At 53.0% G+C, this 12,528-nt stretch carries 11 protein-coding genes; 6 read left to right on the top strand and 5 right to left on the bottom strand.

The features are described 5' to 3' along the window. Nucleotides 1-67: 67 nt before the first annotated feature. Nucleotides 68-1,162 carry an NADH:flavin oxidoreductase/NADH oxidase gene (locus TH3_RS12610; protein WP_007090382.1) on the bottom strand — a complete coding sequence of 365 codons (1,095 nt, stop codon included), beginning with the start codon at nt 1,160-1,162 and terminating at the stop codon, nt 68-70. 309 nt (nt 1,163-1,471) lie between these two features. On the opposite strand from TH3_RS12610, the gene TH3_RS12605 reads away from it, so the two are divergent. After that, the gene (locus tag TH3_RS12605; protein WP_007090381.1) at nt 1,472-1,975 is read left to right on the top strand and encodes an Hsp20/alpha crystallin family protein; all 504 of its coding nucleotides are present in this window, start codon (nt 1,472-1,474) and stop codon (nt 1,973-1,975) included. A gap of 81 nt (nt 1,976-2,056) precedes the next feature. Here the strand turns inward: TH3_RS12605 and TH3_RS12600 are convergent, their stop codons facing one another. Beyond that, nucleotides 2,057-3,160: a PLP-dependent cysteine synthase family protein gene (locus TH3_RS12600; protein WP_007090380.1), complete on the bottom strand. Its 1,104-nt coding sequence runs from the start codon at nt 3,158-3,160 to the stop codon at nt 2,057-2,059. A gap of 184 nt (nt 3,161-3,344) precedes the next feature. On the opposite strand from TH3_RS12600, the gene fliN reads away from it, so the two are divergent. The 4 genes from fliN to TH3_RS12580 all read left to right on the top strand — a co-directional run bounded on the left by fliN (nt 3,345) and on the right by TH3_RS12580 (nt 9,600). Then, a complete protein-coding gene (fliN, locus tag TH3_RS12595; protein ID WP_007090379.1) occupies nt 3,345-3,647 on the top strand; it encodes a flagellar motor switch protein FliN in 303 nt (100 codons plus the stop codon). 202 nt (nt 3,648-3,849) lie between these two features. Further along, nucleotides 3,850-6,186: a glucose/quinate/shikimate family membrane-bound PQQ-dependent dehydrogenase gene (locus tag TH3_RS12590; RefSeq protein WP_007090378.1), complete on the top strand. Its 2,337-nt coding sequence runs from the start codon at nt 3,850-3,852 to the stop codon at nt 6,184-6,186. 470 nt (nt 6,187-6,656) lie between these two features. Further along, nucleotides 6,657-8,531, top strand: a complete 1,875-nt coding sequence (locus TH3_RS12585) for a ribonucleoside-diphosphate reductase subunit alpha (protein ID WP_052268419.1) — start codon at nt 6,657-6,659, stop codon at nt 8,529-8,531. Nucleotides 8,532-8,571: 40 nt separating this feature from the next. After that, entirely contained in the window at nt 8,572-9,600 is a 1,029-nt protein-coding gene (locus TH3_RS12580; RefSeq protein ID WP_007090376.1) for a ribonucleotide-diphosphate reductase subunit beta, read from the top strand. 62 nt (nt 9,601-9,662) lie between these two features. Here TH3_RS12580 and TH3_RS12575 read toward each other — a convergent pair whose 3' ends face one another. The 3 genes from TH3_RS12575 to TH3_RS12565 form a co-directional block, all read right to left on the bottom strand. After that, nucleotides 9,663-10,424, bottom strand: coding sequence for a tetratricopeptide repeat protein (locus TH3_RS12575; RefSeq protein ID WP_007090375.1), 762 nt, complete (start codon nt 10,422-10,424; stop codon nt 9,663-9,665). Nucleotides 10,425-10,440: 16 nt separating this feature from the next. Further along, nucleotides 10,441-10,794: a DUF2794 domain-containing protein gene (locus TH3_RS12570; protein WP_007090374.1), complete on the bottom strand. Its 354-nt coding sequence runs from the start codon at nt 10,792-10,794 to the stop codon at nt 10,441-10,443. Between the two features lie 154 nt (nt 10,795-10,948). Further along, nucleotides 10,949-11,266, bottom strand: coding sequence for a hypothetical protein (locus TH3_RS12565; RefSeq protein ID WP_233421768.1), 318 nt, complete (start codon nt 11,264-11,266; stop codon nt 10,949-10,951). A gap of 571 nt (nt 11,267-11,837) precedes the next feature. Here TH3_RS12565 and TH3_RS12560 point away from each other — a divergent pair. Next, on the top strand, nt 11,838-12,488 hold the full coding sequence (locus TH3_RS12560) for a tetratricopeptide repeat protein (RefSeq protein ID WP_007090372.1): 651 nt from the start codon (nt 11,838-11,840) through the stop codon (nt 12,486-12,488). Nucleotides 12,489-12,528 lie beyond the last annotated feature (40 nt).

The raw sequence follows: 12,528 nt of genomic DNA, 5'->3' as shown, positions 1-12,528 counted from the left end.
CTTTTCGTTTCTGTATCGATTGCGATAAAAATCCCCGCAATCAGATGAGTTGCGGGGATTTTTCAGATTAACCGAACAGCTTTTTAAGTGTGCGTGGCTGACAGCGCAGATACTGATTGGCCGCCTTGACCTCGGCGCCAAGGCTTGCTGCCGCATGCCACGGCCAGCGCGGGTCATAAAGAATGCCACGCGCCAGCGCAATGGCATCGGCCTGACCGGTGAAGACAATGGCCTCTGCCTGTTCTGCTTCGGTAATCAGGCCAACCGCGATGGTGATCATGCCGGTTTCCGATTTGATGCGATCTGCAAAGGGGACCTGATAGTTCGGGCCAACGGGGATATTCTGATCGATGTGAAGACCGCCAGATGACACATGGATAAAATCGCAACCGCGTTCCTTCAGGACACGGGCCAGTTCGGCGCTTTGATCAATATCCCAGCCGCCTTCGACCCAATCAGAAGCCGAAATCCGAATGCCGACCGGTTTGGCTGGATCGAAAGCGGCGCGAACTGCGTCATAAACCTCGATCACGATCCGCATACGATTTTCAAGCGATCCACCATAGTCGTCATCGCGTTTGTTGGAATGTGGTGAGAGGAATTGATGGAGCAGGTACCCGTGTGCCCCGTGAATTTCGATGGCATCAAGACCAAGTCGATCCGCGCGCTTGGCCGCATCGGCAAAGCCCTGAATGATTTCGCGGATGCGCGAGGTGTTGAGTGCCTCTGGTTCCGGGTCGCCTGCACGGAACGGAACAGCGGACGGGGCAACAACCTGCCAGCCATTTTCATGATCCGGTGCAATGGCGCCACCACCATCCCAAGGCTTTTCGCAGGATGCCTTACGCCCAGCATGGGCAAGCTGGATGGCAATTGGCATGTCGGAATGGCTGCGCACAGCGGCGAGGGTCTTGCCAAGGGCTGCTTCGGTTTCATCGCCCCATAGTCCAAGATCGCCATAGGTAATGCGGCCTTCGGGTTCAATCGCAGATGCCTCGATTATCAGAAGGCCGGCACCGGATTGGGCAAGATTGCCAAGATGCATGTCGTGCCATGCCGTGGCTTTACCGTTATCGGCGGAATATTGGCACATCGGCGCTATGACAATGCGGTTTTCCAGTTCAAGCTTGCCAAGGCAGAGCTGCGTAAAAAGGTGGCTCATGGAGGTGTCCTGTATCAGTGGGGGCAGGGGTTCCTGCCGACAATGGCATGAAGCTAGTTGGAAATTGCTGTTCGCGCCATAGGGATCCAAGGCTTTTCCGTCTCGTGGAATGGTCGGCCAGATAAGGACACCGATGAGGGCGAGATAAGGAACGAAAAAAATTTCAAAAAAATGCGTGCACCTACTTGCGGAAAAATGACCCTGATCTATTTGTTGAATCGAAAGGCCATGGTGGCCTTGTGCGCGTCAGGGTTGCAGCATGACTGGACCTGTGGCGTAAGAACTACCTGTCTGTTTAGGAGGGTAATTATGACTGGTCTTCAGACTGTAAATGGTACTGCTCGTCGTCTGGCTTCGCGTCCGGCATATGGTGATCCGTTTGGTGTTTTCGGACGTGATTTTGATCGTATGATCGGCTCGATCTTTGGACGTGACGGGCTTGTGAATTCTGCTGGTGCAAGTGGTGGCGAGGTATCGCAAAAGCTTTTGACCCCGCGCATCGACGTCCACGAAACTGATGACAATATCGAACTTGCCGCCGAACTTCCGGGTGTTGAACAGGACGATGTTGATGTGTCGGTACTTGAAGGTGTCCTGACGATTACGGGTGAAAAGAAATCAACCCGTGAAAGCAATGATGGTGCCCGTGTTATTGAGCGCACCTATGGCAGCTTCAAACGTTCATTCCGTCTGCCTGATACCGTCGATGCAGACAAGATTGCGGCATCGTTCAAGAACGGTGTCCTGACGCTCACTCTCCCTAAAGTAGCGGAAGTGAAGCTGGAGCCGCGCAAGATTGCGATTTCCGGGTAAGTTTTGCCTCAACCTTGATGAAGCACCTGAACGGGCGGAGAAATCCGCCCGTCTTTTTTGTCTGCGGTCGCATGGCGATGGTTAGTGAGCCGTGCAGCAATCCATCGGCATTTCAAACACACCGGTTTTATCGAAGGCTTCGAGGGCGGCATGCCAAGGGTCAAGGTCGATGCCCTGTTTGATGATCCAGTCGGGATTGTAATAGGTATCGCGATAGCGGTCACCGCCATCACACAGCAGGGTAACAACCGATCCGCTTTCGCCAGCCTTTTTCATCTGACTGATCAGTGACAGGGTGGCGATCAGGTTAGTGCCGGTCGACCCGCCGCAACGCCTTCCCATATGTTTTTCCAGATATTGCAGGGCGGCGAAGCTGCCGGCATCCGGTACGCGGATCATGTGATCGACGACGTTGGGGTTAAAGCTTGGTTCAACGCGCGGGCGACCGATGCCTTCGACACGTGATGCTTTTTGCCCGGTGATGTCGCATTTGCCGGTTTCATAAGCGTCATAGAAAACAGAGTTTTCCGGATCAGCGACGCAAAGTTCGCATCCCATGCCAAGGATCTGTCCGTAACGGATATAGCGACCGATGGTAGAAGATGTTCCACCCGTACCGGCACCAACAATGATCCAGCGCGGAACAGGGTGGGGTTCGCGTTTGAGCTGGTCAAAGATGCTTTCAGCGATATTGTTGTTGCCCCGCCAGTCGGTTGCGCGTTCGGCATAGGTGAACTGGTCCATGTAATGGCCTCCCAGTTCCCGCGCCAGGCGTTGGGATTCGGCATAAATCTGGCCGCTGTGTTCGACCAGATGGCTTTCGCCGCCATAAAAGGCGATCTGATCGATTTTCTGTTGCGATGTTGATTTGGGCATCACCGCAATAAAGCGAAGCCCCAGAAGGCGGGCAAAATAGGCTTCGGACACGGCAGTGGAGCCGCTTGATGCCTCGATGATCGGGGTGTCTTTGGATATCCAGCCATTGCAAAGGCCATACAGGAACAATGAGCGCGCCAGGCGATGCTTCAGGCTGCCGGACGGATGGGTCGATTCATCCTTGAGGTAAAGCCCGATGCCATCAAGTGACGGCAGATCAAGACGGATCAGATGGGTGTCTGCAGACCGGTTGAAGTCGGCTTCGATGATGTTGATGGCATCAGCCACCCATTGGCGATCGTAGCTCATGAAAAGTCCTGTATTTCTGTTTGGCGCTGGTGACGCGGATCGTTGAAGGTTTCTTCATGTAGGTGATTATTATACAGAAAACTACCGTAAATTTTGCGAATAAGCTTGCTAACACTTTTTTCAAAGCTAACCTCTAGAATAGAGTTTCGCGATTCTTCCATTTTATCCGGGTGATCTGGTTACCATGGCTAAAAACGACGACGATCCTTTTGCCAAACGTCACGCTGCATCTGAAATCGGGGCGGCGTATGATGTGCCGGTACGCGTATCGACCGTGATCGGCAAAAGCCAGATTCAGGTTGCACAATTGATGCGCCTGACCCGCGGTGCGGTTCTTGAACTGGATCGCAAAGTGGGGGAGCCGGTTGATATTTACGTCAATAACCGGTTGGTGGCACGTGGGGAACTCGTTGTCGTGGATGAAAACCTGGGTGTAACGATCACCGAAGTTGTTAAATCCGGCACCATTATCGAGACCCATCACTAAGAGATTTTCCAAAGAACTCAGCCATTTTGCAAACCACCGGATTGTTGACGGCCGGTGGTTTTTATTTTTCCCGATGTTGGTTGGAACCGTTGTTGCTGTCTGTGCGTTCTGGAACAAATGCCGATACTGCCTTTAACCTGCCATTTTATGGTCAAAGGCTGTGTCGGTATGTCCCGCTTTTACGCACAACGAGGACAATCTCATGATCAATATTCTGACATCCGGATTGCTGGCCTTGATCGGACTGGCACTTGGTGCCGGGGGCGTCTGGCTTATTTTCCTGGATGGTAGCTGGTATTATGCATTTGCCGGATTGGCATTTCTGATTGCCGCGGCTCTTTCATTCGCAAAACGACCTGTCGTTTTACCGTTTTACGCACTTTTCATGATCGCAAGCCTTGGCTGGGCCGTTTGGGAAGTCGGGTTTGACTGGTGGCAGTTGGGACCGCGCGGTGGTTTGATTGTCTTGATCGGCCTGTGGCTTGCCATGCCTGCCTATCGCAAGACGCTTCTGGTCGGGCAGCCAGTGCCGGAAGTCAAACCAACACGTTCGTTCGTGCTGGAGGGCAGCCTTGTCCTGGCGATTGTTGTTGCGGTGTATTCGATGATGAATAACCCTCATGCAATCGAGGGCCAGTTAAACGACAGCCCGGTTGTTTCCAGTCCTGACCTAGGCGGCGATGTTCCGGCAGGTGATTGGCATCAATATGGACGGACACCGTTCGGGCAACGTTATTCGCCTCTTGATCAGATCAACACCGATAATGTTGCGACACTTGAACAGGCGTGGGTTTTTCAGACCGGCGATGTCAGGCGGTCCGAAGACGTGCCTGAAACGACCTATCAGGTGACCCCCCTTAAGATCAATGACACACTTTATCTGTGTACGCCGCATAGCTGGGCAATGGCGATTGATGCCAAAACCGGGCAGGAAAAATGGCGGTTTGATCCGGAAGTTCCCGATAATACCGACCGGCAGCACCAAACCTGCCGAGGGGTGACATTCTATCAGGATACCACGATGTCAGCAGATGCATCGTGTGCCGCACGGGTGTATCTGCCGACGTCGGATGCGCGACTGATTGCCCTTGATGCTAATAACGGCGAGATTTGCGCCGACTTTGGTGATCAGGGAACCGTCCATCTGGAAGAGGGCATGCCCTACAACCCGGCCGGATATTATTATTCTACCTCGCCGCCGGTTGTTGCTGATGGCAAGATCATTATTGGCGGCGCGGTGAATGACAATTATTCGACCAAATCCCAGTCGGGTGTCATTCGTGCCTATGACGTCAATAGCGGTGAGCTGGTGTGGAACTGGGATTCTGGCAATCCGGAACAGACCGAACCGATCCCCGAAGGTCAGACCTATACCGCGAATTCACCCAATAGCTGGTCAGTGTCGAGCGTAGATGAGGAGCTCGGCATGATCTATGTGCCGCTGGGCAACAAGGTGCCCGATCAATTGGGTATGGGGCGTAGTGAAGAGGTTGAAACCTATTCATCATCCATCGTTGCGCTTAGCCTTGAAACCGGACAGGTCCAGTGGGTGCGCCAGACGGTGCATCACGACCTTTGGGATATGGATGTTCCGGCCCAGCCCGCGTTGCTCGATATCACCACATCCGATGGTGAAAATGTCCCGGCACTTGTCGGACCGACCAAGCAGGGTGATATCTATGTCCTTGATCGCCGAACGGGCGAACCGATCATTCCGGTTAGGGAAGTTCCCGCACCTGGCGGTGCGATCCCGGAAGATTTCATAGCGCCGACACAGCCGGTATCGGACCTGACCTTCATGCCCGAACCGCTGACGGAAAAGGACATGTGGGGCATTACACTGTTTGATCAGCTGGCATGTCGCATTCAGTTCCATCAGTTGAAATATGAAGGCCGTTACACCCCGCCTTCTTTGGAAGGGACGCTGGTTTATCCCGGTAATTTCGGCACATTCAATTGGGGCAGTGTGGCGATTGATCCCGAAAAACAGATCATGTTCGGCATGCCGACATATCTTGCTTTCACATCGCAATTGATCCCACGCGACGAAGTGCCGCCGCGCGGTACGGAAAAAGCCAGCGAGATGGGGATCAACCGCAATGAAGGCGCGCCTTATGCAGTCAATATGGGGCCATTCCTGTCACCAGTTGGCGTTCCTTGCCAAGCTCCGCCATGGGGTTATGTCGCGGGGGCGGACCTTCGCACTGGCGAGGTTGTTTACAAGCATAAAAACGGTACGGTTGAGGACATGACACCCTTGCCATTACCGTTCGAGCTTGGTGTGCCAGGTATCGGTGGTCCGATCATCACCAAGGGTGGTGTGGCGTTCCTTGGTGCGGGGGTTGATAACTACTTCCGTGCCTATGACGTCACCACGGGCAAACAGCTTTGGGAGGCGCGGCTGCCTGCTGGCGGGCAGTCAACGCCGATGACCTACACCACCGATGACGGCACACAATATGTGCTGATCGTTGCTGGTGGGCACGGTTCCATCGGAACCAAGGCCGGTGATTACGTGGTGGCCTATAAACTGCCCTAAGCACGTTTCGAATATCTGTAAAAAGCGTCCGGTTTGTCCGGGCGCTTTTTGTTTGGGACAATTCAAATCGGGAATCGCAACTGGCGTTTTGCGAATTTGTAGGATGCTGATCACCCCAAACTCAACCTTTGGGATCAAGCTGTTCGCAAAAATTTTGCTGATCTTTTGCTTGACCGCAGGGGGAGTAAAAAATGCCTTTGCCGCGAATCATTGGATATCCGGGATTGTAACGGAACTGATACAATCAATTGACGATTTTTTATCCATTCCCACTACATATTGTGTTTTCAATCGGGCTTTGAGCAGGCATAACCATTTTCAAACGGGCATTGGAAACGGGTATTTTTCATGATCTGGCAGGCCGTCAACCGGGGCCGGATCAGGCAAACGCCGTTTGATGAAGATAACAAACAGGAAGCGGATCGCCGCCAACTGGCGACCGTTCAGGTAAGGGGACTACAAGCATGAAGATGCTGGATGTGGTGCAGCACGAAAAAGGTGCGCGCGTTATTGTTGATCGTTCGCGCGATGCATTGCTGACTGACTTTGGCAAGGCGGTTTTGAATGACCGTTATCTGATGCCGGGCGAAAGCTATCAGGATCTGTTTGCGCGCGTTGCCAGCTACTATGGTGACAACGAAGCGCATGCGCAGCGTCTTTATGACTACATTTCCAAGCTTTGGTTCATGCCAGCGACCCCGATCCTGTCGAATGGCGGGACCACGCGAGGCTTGCCTATTTCCTGCTTCCTGAACGAGGCAGACGATAATCTTGGCGGTATTGTCGATATCTGGACAGAGAATGTCTGGCTTGCGGCACGTGGCGGCGGAATCGGTTCATACTGGGGCAATCTGCGTTCGATTGGGGAAAAGGTCGGCAAGAATGGCAAGACGTCCGGGGTAGTGCCGTTCATTCGCGTGATGGACAGCTTGACACTGGCGATCAGTCAGGGATCGTTGCGCCGCGGATCGGCCGCGGTTTATATGCCGGTCAGCCATCCAGAGATCGAAGAGTTTTCCGAGATGCGCCGCCCGACCGGTGGTGACCCGAACCGCAAGACGCCGAACCTGCATCAGGGCGTTGCGATTTCGGATGCCTTCATGCGTGCGGTCGAAAATGATGAAGAATGGGCGCTGACATCCCCCAAAGACGGGCATGTTGTCCGCAAAATCAGCGCGCGTTCATTGTGGATACGTTTGCTGACATCGCGCGTTGAAACAGGCGAGCCCTATATGCTGTTCATCGACACCGTGAACCGTGCGGTGCCGGAACACCACAAGCTGGCCGGGCTTAGCGTCAAGACGTCGAACCTGTGCTCGGAAATCACGTTGCCGACTGGAAAGGATCATCTGGGCGGGGATCGTACTGCTGTTTGCTGCCTGTCGTCGCTGAACCTTGAACATTACCTGACCTGGAAGGACGACGACCAGTTCATCGAGGATATCCTGCGTTTCCTTGATAACGTGCTTCAGGACTTTATCGATCATGCGCCCGATACCATGGCGCGTGCGAAATATTCCGCGATGCGTGAACGTTCGGTTGGTCTTGGCGTGATGGGCTTCCATTCCTTCCTTCAGGCGCAGAAAGTGCCGCTTGAAGGGGTGATGAGCAAGGTCTGGAACAAGCAGATTTTTGATCACTTGAAAAAACATGCCGATGCGGCATCTGAAAAGTTGGCGGAAGAACGCGGTTCGTGCCCGGATGCGGCCGAATACGGCATCAAAACCCGTTTCTCGAACAAAACCGCGATTGCGCCGACCGCATCGATTTCGATCATTTGCGGCGGTGCTTCGCCGGGAATCGAGCCGATGGCGGCGAACTCCTACACCCACAAGACGCTTTCGGGCTCGTTTAACGTGCGCAACAAGTATCTTGCCGAGGTTCTGGAAGAAAAAGGTCGGAATACTGAGGATGTCTGGACATCCATCACGGTGCATGAAGGGTCGGTTCAGCATCTTGATTTCCTGTCTGATCTGGAAAAGGACATCTTCAAGACTGCGTTCGAGCTGGATCAGCGCTGGCTGATCGAACTTGCCGGTGATCGCACGCCGATGATTGATCAGGCACAGTCACTGAACATCTTCCTGGCGTCGAATGTTCATAAACGCGACCTGCATCAGATCCATTTCCAAGCATGGAAAAAGGGGGTCAAAAGCCTTTATTACTGCCGGTCGAAATCGATCCAGCGGGCCGAGGTGGTTGCGAACATTCCGGGGCGTGCGAAGTCGAATGATGACGATATGCCAAGCCCGGAAAGCTCGTTTGAAATCCCGGCACTGGTTGCGGCCGCCGCCGCACAGGCAGCCAGCGAACCTGACTATGATGAATGTCTCGCCTGCCAGTAAAGCGGCTTGAGCACACAGAAATTTTGCGAGAAGTGACGATATGTCTGACGATAAAGTAATTGATCTTCTGACGGAAAACCCGGTCTACAAGCCGTTCCGTTATCCGTGGGCCTATGAGGCGTGGTTGACCCAGCAGCAAATTCACTGGCTGCCCGAAGAAGTGCCGCTGGCCGATGACGTCAAGGATTGGAACCACACGATTTCCGATGCCGAACGCAACCTGCTCACGCAGATTTTCCGCTTTTTCACTCAGTCGGATATCGAGGTCAATAACTGCTATATGCGCCATTATACGCGCGTATTCAAACCAACCGAAGTCCAGATGATGCTGGCGGCATTTTCCAACATGGAAACCATCCATGTAGCCGCCTATTCGCACCTTCTTGATACCATTGGCATGCCCGAAGCCGAGTATGAGGCCTTCTTCCAGTACAAGGAAATGAAGGACAAATACGACTATATGCAAATCTGGGGCATTGGTCCGGAAGACGAGTATACCGACGAGCATGGCGACCTGCGTTTAACCACACAGGGCAAGCGGAACATCGCCAAGACGCTTGCGGTGTTTGGCGCCTTTACCGAAGGTTTGCAGCTGTTTGCCTCATTTGCGATGCTGATGAATTTCCCTCGCTTTAACAAGATGAAGGGCATGGGGCAGATCGTCACATGGTCTGTGCGCGATGAAAGCCTGCATTGCGAAAGCATCATCCGCCTGTTTAGGACATTCTGCAAAGAGAACCCGGAAATCTGGGATGACGAAATGCGCAGCGACCTGATCGAGGCCTGCAAAACCATCGTCAGTCACGAAGATGCGTTTATCGATCTGTCCTTCGAAGCCGGTGCGGTGCAGGGCCTGACAGCGGAAGATATAAAGAAATACATCCGCTATATCGCTGATCGCCGCCTTAGCCAGCTTGGTCTTGAGGAGCAATACGGGATTGAACAGAACCCGTTGCCATGGATGGATGCGATGCTGAATGCGGTCGAGCACACCAACTTCTTTGAAAACCGCGCGACGGAATATTCAAAAGCCGCAACGCGCGGCACTTGGGACGAAGCATTTTCCTGATCCTAGTCACGGAACGAATATCATGCAAAAGGCCGCCTTCGGGTGGCCTTTTGTGTTTTGGTTCAGGGAACAGCCAATTCCTGTAGCCGTTTGTCAACACGTCTGATTTCTTCAAGGCGCAGCTTTGGTTCAAGATTGGTAATTGCCGTTGCCGGGTCCATTTCAAGTTCGACACCGGGAGGCAGGGGGCGTGGGCCAAGGGCTGAACGGCGTAGCCAGTAATAGGCATCTGCATAATCCTGTTCTATACCCCAGCCGCGTTCCAGCATCGCGCCGAGCATGAATTGGGCGGCATGCATGCCTTTTTCGGCGGCGATCCTGTAATAATGGGCGGCTTCAACATAGTTTTGTTCCGCTCCACGCCCGTGAAAATACTGTTCGCCAATCAGAAAGGCGGCATCGGTATTGTTCCCGTTGGCATGAAGAGCGCGTTTAAAGAATTCTGTGGCGCGGAACTGGTCATAGCGCAGCCCCCAGCCATTGAAATACATCAGCCCAAGATAATAGATTGCATTTGCATGATTAGAGCGTGCTGCAAGGGCAAACCAATCTGCTGCCTGTCGGTAGTCCTGTGGACCGGCAAGGCCGCGATAGTAAAGCAGGCCAAGCGCATATTGCGCACGTGGATCGTCTTCCTGTGCGGCAACGCGCCACTGTGCGCGGGCCATTTCATAATTCCCCGCCTGATAGGCCTTGTAACCACTGGTGTAGTCGGCCTGTGCAGGTGGAGCATGAAACGTATATGCCGCCAGAACAAGAAAACCACACAGGATGGTGCGATTGCCGCGATTGGGCGAGAAGAAAGCAAGTATGGAAAGGGGCAAAAGGCGAAACCGATCTTTAACGGGATTTGAACAGCGGGACGACTTTGCGTGCACGTTTTTCAACGGCATCAAGAACGTTCTGGATTTCCGAGCTTTGTTTTATTTTTTCACCGCTGTGAAGTGCTACGAAATGCCCGGCATTCTTGTGATCCGCACCAAGTTTGATGACGGTGAAGATGGCTGTTTCATGTGAGGAACGGAAGATGGAGAACATGGCCATGCCATCAAGGTGATCAATGGCATAGTCGCGCCATGCACCACTTGCGACTTGTCTGGAATAAGTATTCATGAGCTGCATCAATTCAGTCCGGTCAAAATGCACAAAGCTTTTGGCTTTGCGGTATTGAGCCAGATTGAACAATGTACCCATGTCTTTCTCCGGACGTAATTTCAAAAGGCCGGGATAGAGCGTTTATGACGCTCTGATGACACGGTAGCGCGGTTTATCCGCAGCCTCAAGTTTGAAAGGGCCGGGATATGAAAATTTCTACAAATATATGTGAGATTTCAGTTGGTTGAGGTGATTACAGGCTGCGTGATCGTGTTGGCGGCCAGTCAACGGTTTGTGCGCCAGTATTGTAAGGATCGGGTGTACGATAGCAACTAACCGCCGCCAATGTGCGATAGCAATAAAGTGGCGTTTCCGGAACCGGATCCTTTTTGCAGTATGATTTACCATCAATCTTTCGGATTGTAGAACAGTCCCGGCCCGTTGAAAGGGAAACGACGTGGTCAATCAGGGTTTTGTCAGTGTTGATGATGCTGACGACATCAAGCGCCACATACCATTGCGAAGCTGTTAACGCCGAGGTTCCAGTAATGTCTTCTACTGCACTATCCATGCCCCCGCATCCTGAAACGCTTGCAGCAAGCAGCGTTGCGAATAATCCAGCCAGAACGCGCTGACGGATTATTCGTTTCGCCTCTTGTCGGCTTTGGGCCTTGTGCAAGCTTTTCATCCTGATCTCCGTGCATCGACCGGTCAGTATTTGCCCGGTAGCGATTAAAATTCCGTTTCCCGAATTTACAAATGCAATCCATGTGCCGTTTTGGGTGAAGCAGATACTGTTTTTGATGTTGGGACGGATTGGCCACATTTCAGCCGGGTTTGGCAATTAACCGGACGGCAGATTATGATTTTAGCGGCAGATTTTCGTTCGGGTTAAGGTCTGGTCCTGCATCGCAGGCGGCAATTCTTTCCTTTGATGGTTGTTCACTGGATCAAAAACAACGTGATGGGTGGCAGTTTTACGCGTGAAATACAGCATTGCGGGATTTAATTGCGATATTGGCGGCTCCTGATGTGCAGCGGACTTGACCCCTTGCGTACTGGCGCGTTAAATCCTTGCCGGAATTAATTCTGACAAGCGGGCAGGTTGCCCGCTTTCTTTTGATCGGATTGGAGCGGTTTTCGTGGTTGATATTTTCCAGGAAGTCGAAGAAGACCTCAAGCGCGAGCGCAATGAAGCGCTGTGGCGCAAATACGGCAAATACATCGTGGGTGTGGCGGCCGTGATCGTGCTGGGTGTTGCCGGACGTGAAGGCTGGAAAAGCTACGAGGAAAATTCGCGCATCGAAAACGGCACGCGCATGGCAAATGCCATTGAACTGGCACAAGCTGGTGAAGAAAAGCAGGATGCGGCACTGGGTGCGCTTGATGCGATCATTGCCGATGGCGATGCCGGTTTTGTCGCCCTTGGTCATTTCCAGAAGGCGGCAATTTATCTTCGCGCCGGGGCGAAAGATTCCGCGGTCGCCGAGCTTGAGGCAATTGCGGGTAACAGCGACGTCGAAAAGATCTATCGCGATCTTGCCGTGGTTCAGATTGCGATGAACAACGCCGACGCATCAAATGCCAAGGATTTGGTTTCGCGTTTGGAACCGATCGCTGTGCCTGAAAATCCCTGGTACTACTCGGCACGTGAAATGATCGCGATGCTTCATATCGCAGCAGGCGAGGTAGAGGCAGCAAAGCCGCTGCTGACCGAGATTGCCGATGACAGCGAAGCACCGTCAGGCATGCGCGCCCGCGCAAGTGAAATTCTGAAAGCCGTTGGCGCCTGATTGGCGGGAATGGCACAGGCAACCTGTTCACAGGGACTGG

The organism is Thalassospira xiamenensis M-5 = DSM 17429 (assembly GCF_000300235.2).
Taxonomy (GTDB): domain Bacteria; phylum Pseudomonadota; class Alphaproteobacteria; order Rhodospirillales; family Thalassospiraceae; genus Thalassospira; species Thalassospira xiamenensis.
This window is presented reverse-complemented; position numbering and strand designations above follow the sequence as displayed.